The organism is Flagellimonas sp. S3867 (assembly GCF_014698935.1).
In the GTDB taxonomy this organism is placed as follows: domain Bacteria; phylum Bacteroidota; class Bacteroidia; order Flavobacteriales; family Flavobacteriaceae; genus Flagellimonas.
On record NZ_JACVMN010000001.1, the window covers coordinates 1,463,432 to 1,485,830 of the forward strand.

The following is a 22,399-nucleotide window of genomic DNA, read 5'->3' on the forward strand; positions in this document are numbered from 1 at the left end:
AAAATCCCAGGTAAGCCTGGGATTTTTACTGTAAATATTACTAACCTTTTATGCATCAATATTGGCATAAACGGCATTTTTCTCAATAAACTCTCTTCTTGGTGGTACTTCGTCACCCATAAGCATAGAGAAAATACGATCAGATTCCGTAGCATTATCAATGGTAACCTGTCTTAAGGTTCTGAATTCTGGGTTCATGGTAGTATCCCACAATTGCTCGGCATTCATTTCACCAAGACCTTTATAGCGCTGGATTCCTGCACCACCTTTCATGGATTCTACAATTTCATCCCGTTCTTCATCGTTCCATGCATATCTTTTCTTTGATCCCTTTTTCACCAAATATAATGGCGGAGTTGCAATATATACGTGACCTCCTTCAATGAGTTCGCGCATGTATCTAAAGAAGAAGGTAAGAATCAAGGTTTCAATATGGCTACCATCCACATCCGCATCACACATAATCACAACTTTATGGTATCGCAGTTTTTCAAGATTCAAAGCTTTGCTATCTTCTTCGGTTCCGATAGTAACCCCAAGTGCGGTATAAATGTTCTTGATTTCTTCATTTTCAAAAACTTTATGTTGCATGGCCTTTTCGACATTCAATATCTTACCACGTAGCGGTAATATTGCCTGAAATTTTCTATCTCTTCCCTGTTTGGCTGTTCCTCCTGCGGAGTCACCCTCTACCAAGAACACTTCGCAATTAGCCGGGTCCTGATCTGAACAGTCTGATAATTTTCCTGGAAGACCTCCAATACTCATTACCGTTTTACGTTGGACCATTTCTCTAGCTTTCGCAGCTGCATGTCTTGCTGTAGCCGCCAAAACCACTTTTTGGACTATTACTTTTGCATCGTCTGGATGTTCTTCCAGATAATCGGTCAGCATTTCTGAAACTGCCTGACTTACCGCACTAGTCACCTCTCTATTACCTAGTTTAGTTTTAGTCTGACCCTCAAACTGAGGTTCTGCAACCTTAACCGAAACAATTGCTGTTAATCCTTCCCTAAAATCATCACCAGCAACCTCAAATTTTAGTTTATCAAGCATTCCAGAACTATCTGCATACTTTTTTAAAGTAGAAGTCAATCCTCTTCTAAAACCTGACAAATGGGTTCCTCCTTCGTGAGTGTTGATATTGTTCACGTAAGAGTGAAGGTTTTCTGTAAATCCTGTATTGTAGACCATAGCCACTTCTACAGGAATTCCATTTTTTTCGCCCTCCATTGCAATTACACTTTGGATAAGCGGTTCACGATTGCTATCTAAAAACTTGATAAATTCTTTTAATCCTTCTTCGGAATGAAAAGTTTCTGAAATGAACTCACCCTTTTCATCTTTATTTCTTTTATCGGTCAGTGAAATAGTAACTCCCTTATTCAAATAGGAAAGTTCACGCATTCTATTGGCCAAGGTATCGTAACTGTATTCGATGGTTTGGGTAAATATGGTATCATCGGGCATAAAAGTGACCTCTGTGCCCGTTTCCTTGCTCTCTCCAATACTTTTTACAGGATAAAGGGTTTTACCTCTTTCATACTCTTGTTCCCATATTTTTCCTTCCCTAAAGACTGTAGCTTTTAAATGTACGGACAAGGCGTTAACCACAGAGACACCAACACCATGAAGACCCCCAGAAACTTTATAGGAATCCTTATCAAACTTACCACCGGCTCCAATTTTCGTCATGACCACCTCCAAGGCGGAAACTCCTTCTTTTTTATGAAGGTCGATTGGGATTCCCCTACCGTTATCTTTTGTAGTTATGGAATTATCTTCGTTGATGATAACTTCAATAGTATCACAGTAACCTCCCATTGCTTCATCAATGGAATTGTCCACCACCTCATACACCAAATGATGGAGTCCGCGGGTACCAACATCTCCAATATACATGGATGGTCGCATACGTACGTGTTCCATTCCCTCAAGAGCCTGGATACTATCTGCTGAATATTGATTTTTTTTAGCCTCTTCGCTCATATATTCTCTTTATTTGCCTTGAAATTTTCAAATCCTACAAATATAAGGAATACCCAATGAAATTAGGTGCTTGAGGGTATTTGAACACCTTAAGTTATCAACAAGTAAATGTGGAAAAACATTCACCTTTTTTTAGTCCAAAAAAGTGATGTTTTGAATAGAAAAAGCCTCTTTGGTAAGAGGCTTTTCCGACTAACTCAAATAAAACAAAACTGCAAGTATCTCTACTGCATGCGGTATATAACGGTTTGGTTATTTCACATATGCATCTTCATGAACATTGGCCACGGCCCGTCCTGAAGGATCATTCATGTTTTTGAATGCTTCGTCCCACTCTAAGGCAATTTTAGTGCTACAGGCTACTGAAGGCTCTTGTGGAACACTCATAGCTGCCGCATCTGAAGGAAAATGCCCTTCAAAAATGGAACGGTAATAATATTCTTCTTTGGTATTTGGTGTCTGAATTGGAAATTTAAAGTGTGCATTGGCCAATTGCTCATCGCTCACCTCGATTTCCACCAATGCTTTCAAGGTATCTATCCAACTATACCCAACACCGTCTGAGAACTGCTCTTTTTGCCTCCAAGCAACACTTTCGGGCAAATAATCTTCAAACGCTTTACGCACCACCCATTTTTCCATGCGTTCTCCATTGATCATTTTATCTTTTGGATTGATGCGCATCGCAACATCCATAAATTCTTTGTCCAGAAACGGTACACGGCCTTCAATGCCCCATGCTGCTAAGGATTTGTTGGCGCGAAGGCAATCGTACATATGCAATTTGTCCAATTTTCTTACGGTTTCTTCATGAAAGTCTTTTGGACTTGGTGCTTTATGGAAATATAGGTACCCTCCAAACAACTCATCGGCTCCTTCACCGGACAATACCATTTTAATGCCCATGGATTTAATCACTCTTGCCATCAAATACATCGGTGTGGAAGCTCTAATCGTAGTAACATCATAGGTTTCCAAGTTGTATATGACATCTTTTATCGCATCCAAACCTTCTTGTATAGTAAATTTTATTTCGTGGTGAATAGTCCCTATGTGAGCGGCCACTTTTTGGGCAGCAGCCAGGTCCGGAGACCCTTCCAAGCCTACAGAAAAGGAATGTAATTGCGGCCACCAAGCCTCCTTGGTGTCACCCGATTCAATTCGCATTTGGGAATATTTTTTTGCAACGGCCGAAGTGACCGAAGAATCCAATCCACCAGATAATAGCACTCCGTATGGAACATCGGACATCAACTGGCGGTGAACGGCGGCTTCAAGGGCATCCTTTATTTCTTGGATACTGGTCTCGTTCTCCTTTACGGCTTCGTACTCCATCCAATCTCTTTTATACCACTTTTTGAACTCCCCATCGGAGCTAAGCAAGTAGTGTCCCGGAGGAAACAGCTCTATTTTAGAACATACCCCTTCCAAAGCTTTGAGTTCGGAAGCCACATAAAAGGTTCCGTTTTTATCCCAACCAATATAAAGCGGAATGATTCCCATGTGATCTCTGGCAATGAAATATTCATCTTTCACGCTGTCGTAAATGGCAAAACCAAAAATTCCGTTCAGATCATCAACAAAGTTGACACCTTTTTCTTGGTATAAAGCCAAAATAACTTCGCAATCAGATTGTGTCTGGAAGGCATATTTTCCCTCAAATTGCTTTCTTAACTCTCTATGGTTGTAGATTTCACCGTTGGCTGCCAAAACAAGTTTTCTATCTTCGCTGAACAAGGGTTGTTTTCCAGATGCTGGATCAACAATTGCCAATCTTTCATGGGCCATGATAGCCTTATCATCTGAATATATTCCACTCCAGTCCGGACCACGGTGTCTTACTTTTTTTGACATTTCCAAAAGTTGAGGTCTCAACTTCTCCGCACTTTCCTTTATATCAAACGCGCATACAATTCCGCACATATCTTTATTTTTATAACAATTTCAATACAAATATTGTTTTATAATTTCATTTATTAAACATACATAGCATTATTGGTTATCATATGAAACTATTTATAATGAAAAAGAACATTACTGAAATAAAAATTGATCTAGAGAACAGATTATCGAACACATTGAAAGGTTTGTTAAATTTTAACGTCTCTTTATTAATAGATCATTTAAATACACCCTAGTTTTGGGCTCAACTAAAATCATCATCATGAAAAAAATATTCTTACTTACTTTTTTAACCTTAGGATTGGCATTTTCTACGGAAGCAACAGCTCAAAAATTCAGTGGTTTGGACAAGAGTCCTGCTGATATTGCGACATTCCCAGCAAGCTATCGGGTTTCTGACAAGTCTGCCCGTGTAATTTATAGCAGACCTCAACTAAAGGGTCGTAGTTTATCAGAACTTGCCCCAGCGGGTAAGGTTTGGAGAACTGGTGCCAATGAAGCGGCTGAAATTACCTTTTACAAGGATGCCACCGTGGGTGGAAAATCAGTTAAAGCAGGTACCTATTCCTTGTTTACCATTCCTGGAGAGAGTGAATGGACCGTAATACTGAACAACAATCTGAACCAATGGGGAGCTTATTCTTATGATAGCGCTGCTGATGTGGCAAGGGTTACTGCAAAAGCCAGTACTGATGGCGATTCTTTGGAAGCATTTTCCATTACTTTTGCCGACGATGGCGACATGGTTATGGGTTGGGGAACCACTAGGGTTTCGTTATCCATCTCTTTTTAATAAAAAGTTTGACAACTGATAAAAAGGGCCTTAAAGGCCCTTTTTTATTTTACTTGTTTTCCATTCATAAAAACCTGTTCTGCTTGCAAGTTTGGAATATCGTCAACTGGGACAGTCATTATATCATCACTTAAAATGATGAAATCTGCCAACTTCCCAGCTTCAATACTTCCTTTTTCATTTTCCTCAAAATTGGAGTAGGCAGCCCAAATGGTCATTCCTTTTAAGGTTTCTTCACGGGATAGGGCATCTTGCATTTGAAAACCGTCTTCGGGGAATTTTTCCAAATCCTGCCTGGCCACAGCAGCATAGAAGGTTAGAAAAGGACTTACACGCTCGACTGGAAAATCAGTACCTAAAGCCACCATTCCAGCTTTGTTCAGCAGTTTTTTAAACGCATAGGCTCCTTTAACGCGGTCAGCGCCTAGCCGATCTTCGGCCCAATACATATCGCTAGTGGCATGGGTGGGTTGTATCGATGGGATTATCCCGTTTTTGAAATAATCAAAGTCCTGCTCAGAAATTACTTGGGCATGTTCAACCTTCCATCTCCTATCTTTTTTACCTTCCAAAGCTTTTTTATAGGCTCTGAGCACAACAATATTGGCAGAATCACCAATGGCATGGGTATTCATCTGGTAATCTGAAGCAGCAATCCGCTCAGCTAACGCCTCAATTTGATCAACTGGTGTTACCATGGCTCCATAATGTCCATCCTTATCGGAATATGGAGCTCTTAAAGCCGCTCCCCTAGATCCCAAAGCACCATCACCATAGACTTTTACCGAACGCACATTTAGCTTATCTGTTTTTACAATGCCCTTATCCAAGAAATAATCCAGATTCTGTTTGGTGTTGCTCACCATTGCATATACTCGAATGGATAAATCGCCTGTTTGTTGGAGGCTATCGATTAATTCAATGGTTGATTTTTGCAATCCGGCGTCGTTTACCGTGGTCAATCCGTATTGGAAACACAGCTTTTCTGCATCTTTAAGCGCCCTTATTTGGGTAGCTCTATTTGGCTTGGGAATAACCGCATCGACCATTCTCATGGGATTATCCACCAAAATCCCGGTTGGCTTCCCATTTATCTTATGGATTTCACCACCATCAATTGATGTTTCGGAAGTAATTCCTGCTAAATCCAGCGCTTTTTGATTAGCCAAGTAGGCGTGGCCATCCACTCTTCGAAGCGCTACCGGAATATTGGGAAATAATTCATCCAATCTATTTTTGGTTGGAAATTCTTTGACCTCCCAATCGTTTTGGTCCCATCCTCTGCCCAATATAAAATTGGAAGGTTGTTTTTTCTGAAATTCGACAACTCGCTCCAACACTTCTTCAAAACTTTCGGTCCCCACCAAATCCACAACTTGCTGATTCATCCCCAACCCATAAAAATGACAATGGGCATCAATCAAGCCAGGGACAATGGTCTTTCCGTCCGCGTCAATTTGATTTTCAGAAGTAAAACGTTTGTTTATCGCCTCTTTTTCACCTACTGCTATAAATTTTCCATCTTTAACGGCCAAGGAGTTGGCTATAGCGAACTCATCGTCAACTGTGTAGATATTAGCATTATGAACGATTAAATCGACATTCTCGGCAGAATCGCAAGCAACCAATAGGAATATCAATGAAATACAAGGAAGAAGCTTTTTCATTTTTTTGAGTTTCCCCAAAAATAGAAAATGCTATGAAGAAACTTAAGTTTATTTATTGTTTGGTTCGGTCATTACAAACTCAACTCGGCCATCTTCAAAATTCTTGGTATGAATTTTACCATTTCGAAGGGGTTTGGTATCTCCAACACCTTCCCAAACAATGCGTTTGTCGTCTATCCCCAATTTCTTTAAATGAAGTGCAACGGCCCTAGCTCGTAGTGATGATATAAACTTGCTATATTCTGGGCTTCCTGTATCTGAGTGCCCAGTAATTTTCATCTGTACCTCGGCATTTTCCTTAAGGAATTTGAATATTTTATTAATACTGGCCATTGCTTTGGCATCCAAGTTGTATCCTTTTGGTTCGAACGGATTACGTTCAAGAACATAGATTTTATCCTTGTCGTAGTTTACCCTTGGCAGCTCTTCAAGATTAAAATTATCCACATAATAATAAGAGAAATCACTGGACAAAGCTGGTTCTTCGTTTTTCAACAACTGGGTGTTGGCATTGGATCTAAAATTGCCCAATATGATATGACTTTCAAAACCCTTTGCATCAAATTCAGCTGTAAGTGTAACCCAACCCTCTGTTTCTGACATAGAGTTATCAGCTTTCAATTCTACTTCATAAAATTGAATATTCTCCTGTAAGTCCAATCTAGAACTGGACAAAACTGAACTATTAGGAACCTTAACCTTGTTATTTGTGAGTATGATTGACATATTTTTCAGGGCCAATGTAGAGGTTTCGGCCAGACTCACTTGTAGCGAAATTTTATAAGGATGCTTTTCTCTAAGTGTCTTGGCAGTATTTAATTGAACATACTCCCTATAATTGTTCAAAGCATAAAAGTAAAGACCTGCATAACCAGAACCTTCTGTAGCTTTTTGCTCTCCCTTAAAATTAGATGGAACACCAAAATCTTCCGAACCACATTGGTTATAGTAATCGCCCGAGCTTGATGTAGGTAATGAAACATCATCGAGTAAAACATCTAAACCAACAATGTTGGAGGGACAGGAATTGTAGTTTTCAAACCCTGCATTTAAAATCAAGTTTTGAGCAGGTAGTGCTGTACACACCAATAGACTGAAGCTGAATAAAAATAAAATACGGAAACCCATTTTTAACTTTGTTTGTAGGTTCCCGTACTTGGTTATTAACGCATGTTTTGGATTTATATTGCAAGATTCGCTGTTTGGCAGCTTTAATAACTCGCTCCCTGGATTACTGTTTTTTCATACTAAATTTGGATAAAAAGCGTTACTATAGTCCAAATCTTGCTATAATGCGCATAGTAACCATTATGCTCATATTGTCCTTTGTTCCCTATTTTGGTATTAGTCAAAATACCATTTCGGGAAAGATTGTCGATGAACTCGGACTTCCGGTTTATTTGGCAACTATTGAAATACATAACACCGAGGATATCACCCATACAGATTTTGACGGCTTCTTTTCTCTTAAAAGTGAAAAAGGGTTTCATTGGAAAATAGAAATTAAATCCAAAGGCTATAAAACCGAATCTTTCTTTGTATTAAGTGGAGGGAGCACAGGGGAAATTGTTCTGGAATATGATGCAGAAATGAAAAAATTATTGGAGGGACAATAGTGTTACTTTCCAAAAATTGAATGAGAATTTTTCTTGTGGCATTTAGATAGTCACCTATTCATCATCCACGAACTCGGTCATTACAAACTCTACTCGACGATTTTTTCTTCTAGCCTTATCGGTCAGAGTACTGTCCAACGGTATTTTGTTCCCAAAACCATCTGAAGTAATCCTGTCTCTTTTAAGCCCTAACCTTATTAGATAGCTTGCAACGCTCTTTGCCCTTTGTTTAGAAAGCACATCATTGTATTTCTCAGAACCAAGGTCATCAGTATGCCCATTGATGGCAACTTTTAGATTCGGGTGCTTCTTTAGATGCTCATATACATCTTTTAAGCTTTGTTTTGCTTTTGGCTGTAGTTCAAAACGATCAAAATCAAAGTTTACATGATTCAACACATAATTTTGATTTGGCTTATACTCAGGCCCTAAATAGATAAGCGAGATATCATCGATATAATAATAGGAGTAACCGTCACCTTTGGTCTTTCCATTGCCAAAACCCAAATAATGGGTGCCTCCGTTGCTTTTGAAATTTCCTAGAATAAGCGTTTTTTCGAACCCCCTAGCCACAAAGTCCAAGCTAAGCTGTATCCATTCCTTCTTCTCGTTATAAAATCCAGATGCTGAAAACTGTTTGGCATGGGAAACTTTTATGCTCTGAGAGGTTAAAATGGCATTAGAAAGTTGCCTTTTGGTATGAACAGAAAGTTGTTTTTCCGAAAATACTGCACCAAAATCCATAACCGCACCATCTGACTTTTCGGATAGGCTCAACACAAGGCTCAAACGATATCTATGGCCCTTTTGCAGGGTTTCCGAAAGTTGTGTTTGTATGTATTCGCGATAATCCTTGGGTGCAAAAAGGTATAATCCGGCGTAGGCCTGGCCTTCATAGGCTTCTTGTTTTCCTTTAAAATTCATAGGAATACCCAGTTTGGTCTTGCTGCAACGATTAAAGTAGTCCGTTGTGCCAAGGGTCGGTGCGTTCCAGAATTCAACATCCCCATTTAAATTGCTCATTTTTACAGGGCAATCCACGTAATCTTCAAAGCCACCATTTTGAACAAGGTTTTGTGCATTCGCAAGTTTAAGAGCGAGTGCAAAAAAAAGTGAGGTTGATATGTAAATGAATCGTAATCGCATGATTTCCAATCCAATTGGGACAGTCGTTCTGATATAAAATATTAGAGTGACATTCCATATTTAACGATTTTCTGAACATATTATTGCGTTTTTACTTACAAAGTAGCGCCTCATATAAATTCGAAGTGCTGGTTCAAAATCGAATGCTATCAGATTTCATAGCTTATAAAAAAATAAGGAGCCACCATAAATGGTGGCTCCTTCCTCGCTATTCAAAAAAGGGATACTACAAATTATCCAAACAGTAATCGAGTAATTCAACCCCCACTGGTGGGCTTGGCTCTAGATCTATAACCTCATTTCCATTGGCCGATGTTATTTGTGCGGTTACTTCCTCATCAAAATCACCTGCGGAAAAAATTATAGATATCACCGATGTTCCGGCTGGAACATCAAAGGTGAAACTGGCTGCTGCACCATCATTGAAGGTAAAGGTTGTGGTTTCGCCATCAATGGTAACCGCTAAGCTGGCATTGTTCCATCCATCTCCAAAGGAGTCTTGCATTTCAATGGACCATTCCCCAGCTGTGGGCACAGTAGGTGGACAAACAATGTTCGCCCTGTAGTTATACGGCGACGAAAAGAAAGACCCTCCACTTACATTACCTGTTGCATCAACATCGGTAAAGGATCTACCATCGGTCAAGTTTACCACCAATCGAATATTAATTTGATCGCCCCCACTCACGGAATCCGAATCGTTGGGAACTCCCAGTGCATTTAACGCTTCTCCATATCCAATAGAAAAAGTTGTCCTGGGAAGGCCATTTGGACCGGAAGTAAAAGTAGAACCCTCTATGGTCGTCAATTTGGTTTCTACTGCCGTGGTTGTTCCGTTTTGTTCCGTGTTATCCACAAAATTGAGAAACACTTCTATATCGGATAGTAAGGTACCGTCGGTGATATCTTGATATTCCGCCGTGATTGTCCACTGTGACTCCGAATTGAAAATATCAAAGGAATTTGGGTCAATCGTTATAGTTCGAATTACCGCTCCTCTTGTGGTATCTACCACAACTTGATTGGAGATCTTATCATCCTCGCTGCACGAAGAAATCACAAGTACACCCATAAGGAACATCATGTGCTTTTTAAAACTTTTCATAAACTTCAATTTTACGTTCATTGGATTTTTGTTAATTCGCCACAGGAGCGCTCGCATTATTATCCCAAAAAACTGTTTGTGTTTGATCTGGTTTTTGAGAAATGTTGGAGTTGTTGTTTACGGCATTGGATGGATAGTACATAGACCTAACAAATACACCTGGGTCTGGTTCCAAATTTGGTTTTAAGGTGGTAGGATAACCCGTTCTTCTGTAAAAGTTATAGGGTTCAACTCCATTGCCAAAATGAGCAATCCAGTATTGTTCGGCTATTATGTTCCATTGCCCAGCAACGTCCGCGGCATCGAAATTGTTGGAAACACTAGCTCTATAGCCTGCAACATCTGCAGGGGTTGGTACGAATGAAATGTCTGCGCCAGCTTCCCTTCCGTTTAAAAAGTTCTGCACTTTTGCCACTGACTTATCCAAACCTGCCAACATAAAATTCCTGGCACCAAGCATATCTCCACCCATCATGGCGACCTCTGCTCGCATGAAATCAACTCCAAATGCGGTCAACAGATTGGTAATTCCATTTCCACCTGAACCGGCGGTGGCGTTTATTCCTGAAAAGGCATTGTCATCAAACTTTCCACCAGCGGGATATGTTCCATATATGGCTCGCAACAATCCATCAGGCGGAATACCATCGGCATCGCCATGATCTCTGCCCCAATAACCATTATCCAACCAGCAGAAGGAAAATCCACCGTTAATGTAATGCTGTGGTGGTGCTTCGAGTGAGCAGTTCAACAATTCCTCATCTGGATCAATCTCTGCTCCTGGAACAAACTGGGTCTGTCTATAGAAGTAATACCTGATTCTAGGGTCTCCGGTAACACTCATTGTGTTCATCAACCAATTGGACATATATTCTGCTCCTCCACCTGCGGTGTAATTCAATCCATATCTTGGATGTCTTGTATCGGGCTGAGAAGCACTGGCTGCCGGCCAATTGTACTGAAAATCGTCAGCAGTATCTTGAATATAGTTTCCACTGGAAACAATTGTATTGAAACTTGCAATGGCATTGGGGTCAACCAATCTTCGCTGCAAGTAAATCTTCATTTTTAGCGTATTGCATGCTCTAATCCATTTATCATAATCATTGTTATAGAAGAAATCTACGGGTTCGGTGGTCGCTTCAGAATTGAAATTGGCGATTGCACTATCCAATAATAAAAGCATTGCATCATAGATTTCGGCACCCGAATCCAATTTTGCGTTAAAATTACCCTCGGTACCTTGAAATATCTCGGAATAAGGGACATCTCCAAAGAAATCTACCATACTGACCATGAGATATGCTTCCACGAATTGTGCTATTGCAATATGATGGGTTTGACCTGCCTCCTCGGATAAAGGCTCTGCGGTTCTTATATCAGCCATAATGCCTCTATAAGCATTATCCCATTCATCTGTCATATCGCTAGCTTGGTAAACACTGGCATAGTTTCTACCACTCATATTTACTATTCTGGTAAGCTCCATTCCCAATTCATTGAAACCATCACCAGTAGTATTTCCGCCACCAACAAAATTGTCGTTGACATCAAAATCTGCCGTACCCTCATATTGCCTTACGAAATCTTCCTGAATCGAACTCAGGAAAAAATCAACACTGGCCTGGTCAGGCGTCAAAAAATTTGGGTCAGCGGTGATATCAAGTTCTGTCGTTTCACATGAGTGAAGCGCGAACAAGGCTATGGCCAAAATAACACCGGCAAAATATCTGTTTATTGTTTTCATTTTTTTCATAGTTATTTGCTTAGAAAGATGCTTTTAAACTGAATCCATATCTTCTAGAGCTGGGCCCGTTGATAAAATCAAACCCAAAACCGTTTCCGACCCCAGTACCAGAAGTATTTGGGTCGAAATTGGCCCCCTTAGGTGTATTTACAGCTCTAAACCATAGGTTTTGACCTGAAACTGTAAAGCTTAGCGCACCGAATGGAGTATTGTCCAAAAACTTTTTTGGCACCGTATAAGACAGCGATGCTTCTTGCAGTCTAATTGTAGTCGCATCATACACTTGTAATTCGCTAGGTCCACCAAGTTGATTGCTAAACCAAAAAGTTGAGTTATTTATCTGCAAATTGTTGGGGTTTCCATTGCTATCAACTCCAGGAAGAATATAAGTATCTTCTCTATTGATGGTCTCAGGAATTAAACCTCTTCCCACTAAAGTGGATATTGTAGATGAATAAATATCTCCTCCCTGGGTATAGTTCCATTGAAAGCCGAGGGTGAAGTTTTTGTAGGAGACACTATTTCTAAGGTTGGCCACCCAATCTGGGTTTGGATCACCTATGATTCCATTGGTGGGGTCGGTCACATGAAGTCCATCCGCACCAACTACAAAATTTCCATTATCATCCCGCAGAATTCTTGTTCCAAAAAACACCCCTAATGGCTGATCTTGTATGGCTGCGTTCCCAAGGTTTGAGAAACCCGAATACACCACTTGATCTGTATCCAGCCCCAAATCCGTAACGGTTGTCTCATAAGCGGTAAAGTTTAGGTTAGAATTCCAACTAAACCCTCCTTCCTCTTTTTCTCTGAACCACTTCACTCCGAGATCGACTTCAACACCTTCTGATTCTATCTCTCCTATATTGGTGGCTGTAATGGTAAAACCACTGGTAGGATCCAAGGGTCTATCCAGTATAAGATCGTTCGTGTTTCTCTTGTATACGGATGCGTCTAGGGTAATCCTGTTATTCCACCATCTGGATTCAAATCCTACTTCAATCTCTTCCAAAGTCTCCGGCTTTAAATCAGGATTTCCTAACCGAACACCAGTGGTGTTGGTAACAAGGTTGGTTCCTGACCCATCTTGCGCATCTTGCGTGTCTAAAAACAATGTACTCGCAATGGGAAAAGCAGAAGATTCGAAATTTGCAGAGACACCTATTCCTCCCCTTAATTTTAAGTAATTAAGTACGTTCTCTGATTTTAACCCATCAATAGCCGTTGTTGGAATAAAGGAAACACTGGCGCTGGGATAGAATTGTGAACGATTGTCCTTGGCAAAATTTGATACCCAATCATTTCTTCCGGCCAAGGTGAGATAAATCATATTGTCATAATCAAAATCGGCCTGGGCATAAAAACCAACCAAATTTCTCTCTGAGAACAGTTGAATTTCATTTTGGTTCAAGAAATTGAAATGTCTTAAGATTCCAAAAACCTGTTGACCATCACTGGATACCCCATTTTGATCAAAAATTTCTCTTCTTGAAGTTGCTCCAATGTTAAAGGTTGAACCTATTTTCTCAGTGATATCATAATCGCCATTGAGCACAATATTATGGTCCCAGATGGTATTGGTGTTGTTCCAAGTTTCGTAGACCCCACTTGCCAATCTAATGTCTCCACTATTACTGTTGATTCCACCTTTATTTTGGAAGTTGGCGTTGTTTTCACTGTAAATATCCAATCCAGCCCTATAAATCAGATTTAGGTTATCATTGATGTCATATTGCAATGATGCTTGTCCAAATACACGGTTGGTCTCCTGTTGGGTTTCCGCGTTGGCCACAGTCCAAAGCGGGTGTTGTATTGTATTATCTTGTCTATAATAAACACTACCACCAGTAATAGGATTTTCAAAAGGCAATCCTTGTATATCGATGCTTCGAGGTGTAAACCATAAATCGCCAAAAATCGAAGACCCGGTTCCCGTTGCTCCATTACCCTGGCTCAATGCTACCGGAGGGGACACAAACTTGGTTCTTGCAAAATTTAAGGTTGCGCTTGCCGTGAACCCGTTGCTCAATTGAGCTCGCCCACCAACGGATAAATTGTTACGGGTTACACTATTGTTTGGTGTAAATCCATTATCCTTTAGGTGTCCGTAATTGGCATTATAGGTTATTTTTCCATTTTCTGATGCACCTCTGATGTTAACTGAGGTATTGGTAACGGTACCTGTTTTAAAGAAATTTTTTACGCTATCATATGGCCTCCAATCGTAACGAACACCTTGAAATTCGGGAAACGCTTGTGGGATTCCTGTTGCTGGATTGGCAGTTGAAAAAGGGTGCGCCAAGGTTCCTTGATCATCTATGGCCGCTTGATTGCCCCAACCTGCAGCTCCTTCTCTTGAAAAACTTGGTCCCCAGTTGCTAAAAAACCATCCGAAGGATTGATCAAACCCATTTCCAAATTCGTTTTGATAATCTGGTAAGGAAGCTATTTCGTTGAAGAAAATGGAAGAGTTTATGGTAATTTCCGTTTTCTTTGGCCCTATGCTTCCAGATGCCCCAGCTTTTGTGGTGATCAATATTACACCATTTCTACCCTGCGACCCATAAAGCGTAGCAGCTGCGAGTCCTTTTAGGACATTCACGCTTTCAATATTGTTCGGGTCAAGGTCTAAAAACCTACTGGATCCATTGTTTCCGTTCACAAAATCGTTTCGGTCACCTCCTCTTCCTTGTGAATTGGTGTCAGTACTAAAAGGCACCCCATCAACAATGAAAAGTGCTTGGTTACTAGAGCTAAAAGTGGTTTGCCCCCTAATAATCACGTTTGTACCTGACCCTGACAATCCACTTTGGTTTGTAATTTGAACCCCAGAGGCTTTTCCTTGTAACACCCTAGCTACATCACCTTCCGGTCTCTGTTCAATATCCTCGCTACCTACTTCGGTAACTGCATATCCCAAGGCTTGTTTTTCCCTTTTAATACCAAGAGCCGTAACCACAACCTCTTCCAGGGCCTGGGCGTCTTCTTGCATTTGAACGCTAATGGTATTTAAAGCACCCACGTTTCTTCTTGCTTCTCTTTGTCCGATATAGCTAAACACCAATACCTGTCCAACGCTGGCATTAATGGAATAGTTACCTTCAAAATCGGTTTGGGTTCCCGTGGAGGTTCCATCAACTACAATATTGACCCCTGGCAGAGGTATCCCGGTTTGGTCCGTGACCGTACCGGTAATTGTTTTTTCTTGGGACCGGACAGATGCCAAACAAAATAGCACCAGAACCAATGCACCAAACATTTTTTTTACTTTCATAGATAAAAAGTTTTGTTAGTAAATAATGAGTTAGTGCAACTGAGAAAGGAGGACGGGAAAGAATCGAAGGCTAATTCAAATATTCCAAAATGAGAACAAAACCTAATGGTCATCTCTTTTTTTGGTAAGACCTCTCACCGTCCCACCTTTACAATTGCGGAGTAAAAAAACCCATTAAACCTTGTAGAAATGTCCTGATTTCCGAGTCCGGACTATTTTTTTGCGCATTGAGTGCCCAACGCCGCCCAAATCGAAAATTTAAGATGACCTTTTCGTCTTCGGAAAAGTGCATATCATAACAAAAAATGTATATTAAAACCTCTTAATCTGGGAAAACAAAGCTCTTTTTAGGGGAAGAATCGAGTGTTGGAATCATTGAAGAGGGTTTCATTGCTAGAATGTTATTATTGACCTTGGATTGCAAACCATCCTTTATTCCTGGTCAGAAAACGAGACTATTTAAACCCGCGAAGTATTATCTTTTAAATAGGGTAACGAATTAAGTAGTTATAATGGACTTGACTTCCAAATATGGAAAGAGTTAACATCCTTCCTAAAACAAAGTTTGGGAGCAACAGTATTCCTATAAAAACTGAGACCTAATTATAAGCGGTTACTGCGCTTGTAGTACTAATGTACTTTTTGGGCGTAAGCCCGGTTTCTTTTTTGAATAATTCGTAGAATGCTGATTTGGAATTAAATCCACTTGAATACATTACCTCCAGTACGGTTAGATTGGCTTGTTCCACCTCTTCGAGCAATTTTTTGGCATGTTCTATCCGATAGTGGTTAATGAGCTCAAAAAAAGTTTTGTTGAATCCACGACTAATAATTTCGGAGAGTTTTTTACCATGGAGTCCCATTTCACTTGCTAAAGCGTCGATTCGTAATTCAGGATTTAGGTACACCTGATCGTTTACCAATTTGTTCAACAATTTCTTTTTATACGCGGATACATCCTTTTCTGAAAAAGAGGAGTTTTTGTATTTGGAAAATCGATAACCAAAATAGTTGAGCCCTACTATATAAAATGTAATGATCAAAAAGCCAACCGGGACATAGTCAATGTCAAATGGAATTTTGTCAAGTACCTGTGGAAACCTGTAAATCAAGTCGGTGACGAACAGAATCAGTAGTGCCCAAAATAGGAACCTATCTATTTTGGTTTTAATGTGTTTTACGGACAGCACCAAATAATAGGGAATCAACAATTGATAGGAAATCCCGTCCACAAGTTTAAAGGTCTTGAAAAAATGCAGCCATCCGTTCCATTCTTCAACTCTTATATACCGTTCAACGTATAAAGCTATGAACAAAACTATAGCCAGTCCTGGAATCAGGATGTGGGATATTTTTTTTATTCTATCTGCCATAGAAAACAATAAAAAAGCGCCTACAACCAACAAGATTGGTCTTTGCAGGTGCAAAAATTTGATGGTACTTGGCAAATAATTCTCCCAATAGAATATGTTCCAAAAACAAATAATGGTTGTCATTGAAATAATCAGAAGTGCCCTGGACCTACTTTTCCTGTCTTTGTTTTTGAAGAAAAGCAGAAAACCTAAAAAAACTCCCTGGAAACTCATGCATAAAAGTGCAATGTTAAAGGTCTCCACCATACTGTACCATTTAGGTAACCACTAGGGTCATTACAACCAGTTTTGATATATAGTAAAAGGCGGCGAACTAATCTTTTTCATAGCTAAAAAGAAAATCACCAAAAATTCCTTAATTCAATTTTGGATCAAGGTAAAAAGGTTATGTCTCAAAAATTGAGAAAATCTTGCGAATTTTTAACCTTCTGGTGAATCCAATGCGCGTTGTTTTTCCATCCATTCCATGGTTTTTTTAGCAATATTTACATGGTAATTTTCCCGAATGTATCTCACATATTCGTTTGACAATATTAAACGCGCACCTTCCTTTTTAGATTTCACCCTGGCAAAAACATGGTCCGCCTCCGGTATTTCCATAAATGTACCTGCCCCTTCTTTGATCTCATTTACCGTTGCTACAATATCCTTAGCAGGTTCAACGCTTATACCTTGATGGTCTGATGATCCATACATTGCCAAAACATTGGTATTGACCTTGGCCCATGTCTTGGCATTGTTAATCTTGTTTAGGCCGCTAAAGAAACTGTAATGTCTTCCAAAAAAATAATCGCCCTCATTATAATTGAATGCATTTAGTTCTTGCTCTAACAAAATTTTATTTGCCGGATCTTTACGGATTTCCTCAGGAGATTTTTCCTCAATAAGCCATTGATAAAGCAACGGAATTGAGTTGCGCACCATGGCATCTATCTGCTCTTTGGTTTCAACACCAAAATGAACAGGCACCGTTCTGAAATTATCCAGAAAATATTCGAACCAAGTTTTATATACGGGTGCATACACAATTACACCTTTTGGGGTATAATCTTGGGCCAAAAGCGGAGCGGTAACACTGCCCATGGAATGGCCAAAAAGGAAAAGCTCGGATTTATTGACAAATGGCAATGCAATAAAATCCTTGTAGGCAGCCTTATGAATGGCTAGCTCCTCAGCATAGTTTAAATCCCTGCAATGTTTTTCTCCCTCACTATCCCCCATACTAGGTCTTTCAACCCGGTAAACGGTATAACCTGCCTTTGCGAAATCATCTATTAGCAACTTTAAGGGTTCGGTAGGGACAGCCCAAAAATCTTGAGAGCCACAATAAATGCCCTGAAGAAAAAATATGGCTGGAGAGGTTTCCACATGTAAAGGTTTATGAATAATGGTTCTCAATAATCCGAAATCAGTTTGAATACTCCTGTAAAGTACCTCGACGCCTTCCGAAGCCAACTCTTTGGGTTTGCCCAAAGCTTTGCCTTTTACCTTTTTTGCTCTGCCGTTTCTTACAATATTGATTTTTATAGGGTTTCCTTCCCGAAGTTCCCTTGCAATTGAAAACACTTGTGATCTATTCATTATTTCCGTGTCATTTATGGATGTGATCACGTCACCCTCAACCAGTTTTAGCGCATCGGAAGTGGAGTTGGGAATTACCCGGGATATTAAAACTCCTTTGGACAATGATAAATTGTTGATTTCAGCAATAGAATCATTCAAAGTAACCACGCCAATTCCCAAAGACGCTTTTCTGGGCAATTCTTGACCGATTCCTAACTGATAAGCAAAAAATATAAGGAGCAATGGGGTTATTTTCTGTAATGCTTTCATAGTTGAAAATTGTATTTAAGATTTTAAAGAAAGGAAGGCTTCAATTGCAGCAAAATAGTCCTTTGGCGCATCCAACCACCCGTAGTGCGCGCAATTTTTCAAAAGCTTTAAAGTTGAATTGGGAAAAATTGTATGTGCGTATTCAGCATATTTGGGATGCACAATATCATTGTCCCCATGAAGTATTAATACGGGTTTGGTGAAAAGTTTCATTTTGCTAGATAGATCATAGGGGTTTTTTCTTAAATCCGCCCATATCAAACCATTTATGTCCGAATAAAACTGTGATCTAAATGCGAGACCTTTAAAAACTGCATTTTTGTTTTCCTTATTAAAAAGATAGCCAGGAGCTAGTGCTTTATGACGTTGTTTGGTTTGTAAATCCACATTCTTGATGTTTGAAGCATCGGCTAACAAATCTTGATCATAGTCGCTTAATCCAGCGTTGAGTCTTTGATTGACATCGTCCAAAAAGTCCAGGTTCATTCCTCCGGAATGGGACAAAATCATGCATTTTACATTTTGTGGATATTTGGCCGCATAAGCCATCGCATACATTCCACCAAACGATTGACCAAATAGGCTTATTTGATCATACCCCAGATGTTTTCGTAGATCTTCCATGTCCTCCACCATCAAATCCAAGGTCATGGTTTCTTTGTTGATTTTTGGCATTTTGGAAAATCCGGTACCACGCTGATCAAATAGGATGACTTGATGGTTCTTGGAAAATTTTTTGGCCAACCCTTTGAAATTATGGCTCGAAAATCCAGGTCCGCCATTCAACACAAACAGCGGTTCTCCTTCTCCAAAGAGCTGATATGCCAACTTAACATCTTGTTTCTTTAAAAAGGAATGATCAACCTTATTTTTATTAATATAATTGACAATCAATTTACGATTGGAACTTGTTTCTGACTTTGAAAGATCGTCCAACAATTCACTATGATCCATATCACGGACATGATAAAACTCCATGCGGTCATAATCCGATTTTATAGCAGCTTCCTCCAATAATTTAGTATAGTCATAAGTGCCACGTTCAGAAATTACCAGCATAGGAATCCACTGATTTTCGATATATGTGGTTGGAGATGCTTTTTGGAAATCGTCGACCGTTTTACCAAAAACGGCTTGTACATGTTTTTCGGCCATATCCTTTCCGTTATAGCGAAGGTGACTTTCATGATAGGCAGCTATATCATATGCTCCGGCTATGGGAATAGCCCCCCTAATGTTCCTAACGGACCTCCCTTCATTGGAAAGATAGGTTGGATCCATGGCCAAAAGTGCAGCTAAATGTCCACCAGCCGAATATCCGCTCACAAAAATTGAGTTTTGATCATATCCATATTTTGTAGCATGATCGTACACCCAAGCAAAGGCACGAGCAACATCCTTTATGTGTTCTGGGTGTTGAACCCCATCGTTAAAACGTGGATCTTTCCAAATTCCGGGGCTTAAACGGTAACTTATTGCCGCCACGGCCACCCCTTCGCTAGCAAATTTCCGGGCTAGATCGGTTTCAAATTTTCTTCCTCCAAATGCCCATGCCCCTCCATGAATCCACAATAGCATCGGTGGATTCTCAATCCCTTCGGGAACAAATAGATTTAGTTTATGTTTTATGGAATCAGCCTCTTTCCCCGAGTAATAGGATACATCGAAATATTCCCTTACAACAGACTTTTCTTCTTCTTTTTGAAAACCAGAGCAGCTGCCATGAAAGAAAAAACCAATAACAAGAGCCAACAACATTATTGGCATTCCTTTTAATTGTATCCTCATAAAATTTTAATCATTTGTTTCTGTACAGTAAAATATCTGGCCCCCTAAAGTTGCTGATGTACACATCCTTGCGTCCATCTTCATTAAAATCCCCAAAAAGAAAATCGAAGGTAAAGCAGTCCATTTCAGGAAAAAAAACACTGGTTTGGTCATGGAAAATGCCATTCCCATCATTTATTAATACCATTAGTTGTTGTCCATTTCTACCATTCCCGTTGATTAAATCAACATATCCATCATCATCAATATCATAGAATTTGGCACCGACGGTTAGAAAGTCGCTTTTTGGCAATGCAGTTGAAGTAATTTCAGTAAAAAAACCCTTGCCATCATTTAACAACAGTCTATTTTGAGGGTTTCCAAATCCTCTAAAATTGACATTGGCAAAGAAAATATCCAAATCGCCATCATTATCAATATCTGCCAATTCAACTTCCCTGGTTTGATCATTGACCCATGGCAATCTTTTTTCCGATTCGTCCTTGAAAAACCCCTTACCATAATTGATCAAGATTCGATTATAATCCTCGTTGGCTTCAATAATGTCCAAATCACCATCTCCATCGATATCCTTTAACCCAAGATCTTGGGTAATGGCTTTGTTTTCGGGTAATCGCAAGGCTGTTTCATCCATAAAATGCCCTTGGTTATAGTTCACCAACACGTAATTTTGCCCCTGGTTACCTATAAAAAGGTCGACATAGCCATCTTTGTTAATATCCGCAGTTTCCACAACATTGGAAATACCATCGACGGGCAATGCACTGCTATTGTCCTCAAAATATCCCCCTCCCTTGTTTGTGAAATACTCATTTTTCCGATCATCTTCGCACACAAAAATGAAATCAATATCCCCATCTTGGTCAAAATCGGCCATTGCAATGTCTTCCGAATCTTTGATTGTATTGGGAAAACGCTTGTCGCTCTCATCCATCAGCACTCCGTTTCCTTGATTGATAAGCACTACATTGCGTTCAAATTCCATGGCCAAAACCACATCTAACAAATCATCACCGTTGATATCATACACTTCGCCATCCATGGAATTGCCAAGAACATTTTTGCTCATTAATTGCGTATCCCCTGCCCTTACAAAAACGGTGGCAGTATCTTGAACAATCGTTATTGATTGATCTTGATGTCGATTATTTACAAGGGATTTTTTTTCGGTAGTCGCAATCAGTATAAAGCCCAAGAATAGGTAAGCAGGCCAGGTATGTATTTTCCTTAAAATCGATTTAGTCCGAAACATACTGCCAAAATAATCCTAGAATCAATTTGGCTGGTGGAAAATCTTGCGAATTTCGGTTTTGGTCTACTTTCTTAAACATTTTTTAAGATATCGGACATCCTCAAATCCGCAATAACCAGCAATATCGGTAATCGCATATCCTTCGCTGATCATTTTTCTGGCTTTTTGAATTCGAAGTTCAATTACATATTGATTTGGGGATTTTCCGTAGAAGGTCTTGAATTTCTTCTGAAAATGAAACGGGGACAAGCAGGCTTGCATTGCTATTTGTGCTAAACTCAGCTTGTAGTTAAAATTGTTTTCGATGTAGGTTCGGCCTTTTTCGACCTTTTCCCACAATTGTAGTTTTGTACTGTTCTTTTTTGCATCGATACCCCATAGTCTTTTTGAGTTCTCAACAAAAAAAGGAGAGGCAGCATCTAGAACGGCTTCCAAGTATTCATCTGTAGAATCAGTTAAAAGTTTCTCTTGTGGACAATTTATGGATTGGGTTGAAAAAAGGTTTTGCAATGACATGGGGAAACTTGGAACAAGCGCCTTTTGACCTTGTTCTGAGGTAAATCTTTCTTCAAAAGTATCCTTTGAAAAATAAACGCATACTCCTTTTGCGAAGGAATCATCATTTACCAAAGTTTTTAATTCCTTTTCCGGCGGAATCAACAAAAACTGTCCTTGTTCCACTGTTTTTTTTTCACCATCAATAACATATTGCTCAGTTCCCTGAATCACCATTTTAAAGGAATAGTCTTGTGTAAAACTCAGGGATTTATATTTATTAAGGTCAGAGCAGTAAACTTTGCCGTCAATCTTTTTTCCAAGGAATTTATTGACATTGCCTTCTTGCACAATTATCTCTGGTCTCATAGCAAGCTTTATTTCGCCTAGGAAAAGATAGAGATTATCCCTGTGCTTAA

The 22,399-nt window shown here is 39.7% G+C and carries 15 protein-coding genes; 2 read left to right on the forward strand and 13 right to left on the reverse strand.

Translation table 11 applies throughout. The features are described from left to right. Positions 1 to 48: 48 nt before the first annotated feature. Together gyrB and asnB are read right to left on the reverse strand one after the other, a co-directional pair. Complete coding sequence (gyrB, locus tag IAG46_RS06575) at positions 49 to 1,989, reverse strand: DNA topoisomerase (ATP-hydrolyzing) subunit B (RefSeq protein WP_190809502.1); 1,941 nt, start codon at positions 1,987 to 1,989, stop codon at positions 49 to 51. Between the two features lie 252 nt (positions 1,990 to 2,241). Next, positions 2,242 to 3,912, reverse strand: a complete 1,671-nt coding sequence (asnB, locus tag IAG46_RS06580; RefSeq protein WP_190809503.1) for an asparagine synthase B — start codon at positions 3,910 to 3,912, stop codon at positions 2,242 to 2,244. A 241-nt stretch (positions 3,913 to 4,153) separates the two neighbouring features. Here asnB and IAG46_RS06585 point away from each other — a divergent pair, with 241 nt between their 5' ends. Beyond that, positions 4,154 to 4,684 carry a DUF2911 domain-containing protein gene (locus tag IAG46_RS06585; RefSeq protein ID WP_190809504.1) on the forward strand — a complete coding sequence of 177 codons (531 nt, stop codon included), beginning with the start codon at positions 4,154 to 4,156 and terminating at the stop codon, positions 4,682 to 4,684. Positions 4,685 to 4,728: 44 nt separating this feature from the next. Here IAG46_RS06585 and IAG46_RS06590 read toward each other — a convergent pair whose 3' ends face one another. Together IAG46_RS06590 and IAG46_RS06595 are read right to left on the reverse strand one after the other, a co-directional pair. After that, on the reverse strand, positions 4,729 to 6,351 hold the full coding sequence (locus IAG46_RS06590) for an amidohydrolase (protein WP_190809505.1): 1,623 nt from the start codon (positions 6,349 to 6,351) through the stop codon (positions 4,729 to 4,731). A gap of 48 nt (positions 6,352 to 6,399) precedes the next feature. After that, positions 6,400 to 7,479, reverse strand: coding sequence for an OmpA family protein (locus IAG46_RS06595; protein ID WP_190809506.1), 1,080 nt, complete (start codon positions 7,477 to 7,479; stop codon positions 6,400 to 6,402). Between the two features lie 164 nt (positions 7,480 to 7,643). Between IAG46_RS06595 and IAG46_RS06600 the strand changes: the two genes are divergently transcribed. Beyond that, positions 7,644 to 7,967, forward strand: coding sequence for a carboxypeptidase-like regulatory domain-containing protein (locus tag IAG46_RS06600; RefSeq protein WP_190809507.1), 324 nt, complete (start codon positions 7,644 to 7,646; stop codon positions 7,965 to 7,967). A 54-nt stretch (positions 7,968 to 8,021) separates the two neighbouring features. Here the strand turns inward: IAG46_RS06600 and IAG46_RS06605 are convergent, their stop codons facing one another. The 9 genes from IAG46_RS06605 to IAG46_RS06645 all read right to left on the reverse strand — a co-directional run bounded on the left by IAG46_RS06605 (position 8,022) and on the right by IAG46_RS06645 (position 22,349). Then, positions 8,022 to 9,113: an OmpA family protein gene (locus IAG46_RS06605; protein ID WP_190809508.1), complete on the reverse strand. Its 1,092-nt coding sequence runs from the start codon at positions 9,111 to 9,113 to the stop codon at positions 8,022 to 8,024. A gap of 226 nt (positions 9,114 to 9,339) precedes the next feature. Continuing rightward, positions 9,340 to 10,218: a hypothetical protein gene (locus tag IAG46_RS06610; protein ID WP_190809509.1), complete on the reverse strand. Its 879-nt coding sequence runs from the start codon at positions 10,216 to 10,218 to the stop codon at positions 9,340 to 9,342. 31 nt (positions 10,219 to 10,249) lie between these two features. Continuing rightward, positions 10,250 to 11,965, reverse strand: coding sequence for a SusD/RagB family nutrient-binding outer membrane lipoprotein (locus IAG46_RS06615; RefSeq protein WP_190809510.1), 1,716 nt, complete (start codon positions 11,963 to 11,965; stop codon positions 10,250 to 10,252). A gap of 19 nt (positions 11,966 to 11,984) precedes the next feature. Further along, positions 11,985 to 15,239 carry a SusC/RagA family TonB-linked outer membrane protein gene (locus tag IAG46_RS06620; RefSeq protein ID WP_190809511.1) on the reverse strand — a complete coding sequence of 1,085 codons (3,255 nt, stop codon included), beginning with the start codon at positions 15,237 to 15,239 and terminating at the stop codon, positions 11,985 to 11,987. Between the two features lie 599 nt (positions 15,240 to 15,838). Beyond that, positions 15,839 to 16,612, reverse strand: a complete 774-nt coding sequence (locus IAG46_RS06625) for an AraC family transcriptional regulator (protein WP_190809512.1) — start codon at positions 16,610 to 16,612, stop codon at positions 15,839 to 15,841. A gap of 420 nt (positions 16,613 to 17,032) precedes the next feature. Further along, complete coding sequence (locus IAG46_RS06630) at positions 17,033 to 18,445, reverse strand: alpha/beta fold hydrolase (protein ID WP_190809513.1); 1,413 nt, start codon at positions 18,443 to 18,445, stop codon at positions 17,033 to 17,035. 15 nt (positions 18,446 to 18,460) lie between these two features. Continuing rightward, on the reverse strand, positions 18,461 to 20,233 hold the full coding sequence (locus IAG46_RS06635) for an alpha/beta hydrolase (protein ID WP_190809514.1): 1,773 nt from the start codon (positions 20,231 to 20,233) through the stop codon (positions 18,461 to 18,463). Between the two features lie 10 nt (positions 20,234 to 20,243). Then, positions 20,244 to 21,485: a VCBS repeat-containing protein gene (locus IAG46_RS06640; protein ID WP_190809515.1), complete on the reverse strand. Its 1,242-nt coding sequence runs from the start codon at positions 21,483 to 21,485 to the stop codon at positions 20,244 to 20,246. Between the two features lie 63 nt (positions 21,486 to 21,548). Next, positions 21,549 to 22,349: an AraC family transcriptional regulator gene (locus tag IAG46_RS06645; protein ID WP_190809516.1), complete on the reverse strand. Its 801-nt coding sequence runs from the start codon at positions 22,347 to 22,349 to the stop codon at positions 21,549 to 21,551. Positions 22,350 to 22,399: the final 50 nt, after the last annotated feature.

Bases quoted from the DNA above. Each gene is read 5' to 3' on its own strand.
- asnB (WP_190809503.1), bottom strand. From the start codon at position 3,912: ATGTGCGGAATTGTATGCGCGTTTGATATAAAGGAAAGTGCGGAGAAG.
- IAG46_RS06640 (WP_190809515.1), bottom strand. From the start codon at position 21,485: ATGTTTCGGACTAAATCGATTTTAAGGAAAATACATACCTGGCCTGCT.
- IAG46_RS06600 (WP_190809507.1), top strand. From the start codon at position 7,644: ATGCGCATAGTAACCATTATGCTCATATTGTCCTTTGTTCCCTATTTT.
- IAG46_RS06585 (WP_190809504.1), top strand. From the start codon at position 4,154: ATGAAAAAAATATTCTTACTTACTTTTTTAACCTTAGGATTGGCATTT.
- IAG46_RS06625 (WP_190809512.1), bottom strand. From the start codon at position 16,612: ATGGCAGATAGAATAAAAAAAATATCCCACATCCTGATTCCAGGACTG.
- IAG46_RS06595 (WP_190809506.1), bottom strand. From the start codon at position 7,479: ATGGGTTTCCGTATTTTATTTTTATTCAGCTTCAGTCTATTGGTGTGT.
- IAG46_RS06620 (WP_190809511.1), bottom strand. From the start codon at position 15,239: ATGAAAGTAAAAAAAATGTTTGGTGCATTGGTTCTGGTGCTATTTTGT.
- IAG46_RS06590 (WP_190809505.1), bottom strand. From the start codon at position 6,351: ATGAAAAAGCTTCTTCCTTGTATTTCATTGATATTCCTATTGGTTGCT.
- IAG46_RS06630 (WP_190809513.1), bottom strand. From the start codon at position 18,445: ATGAAAGCATTACAGAAAATAACCCCATTGCTCCTTATATTTTTTGCT.
- IAG46_RS06610 (WP_190809509.1), bottom strand. From the start codon at position 10,218: ATGAAAAGTTTTAAAAAGCACATGATGTTCCTTATGGGTGTACTTGTG.
- gyrB (WP_190809502.1), bottom strand. From the start codon at position 1,989: ATGAGCGAAGAGGCTAAAAAAAATCAATATTCAGCAGATAGTATCCAG.
- IAG46_RS06635 (WP_190809514.1), bottom strand. From the start codon at position 20,233: ATGAGGATACAATTAAAAGGAATGCCAATAATGTTGTTGGCTCTTGTT.
- IAG46_RS06605 (WP_190809508.1), bottom strand. From the start codon at position 9,113: ATGCGATTACGATTCATTTACATATCAACCTCACTTTTTTTTGCACTC.
- IAG46_RS06645 (WP_190809516.1), bottom strand. From the start codon at position 22,349: ATGAGACCAGAGATAATTGTGCAAGAAGGCAATGTCAATAAATTCCTT.
- IAG46_RS06615 (WP_190809510.1), bottom strand. From the start codon at position 11,965: ATGAAAACAATAAACAGATATTTTGCCGGTGTTATTTTGGCCATAGCC.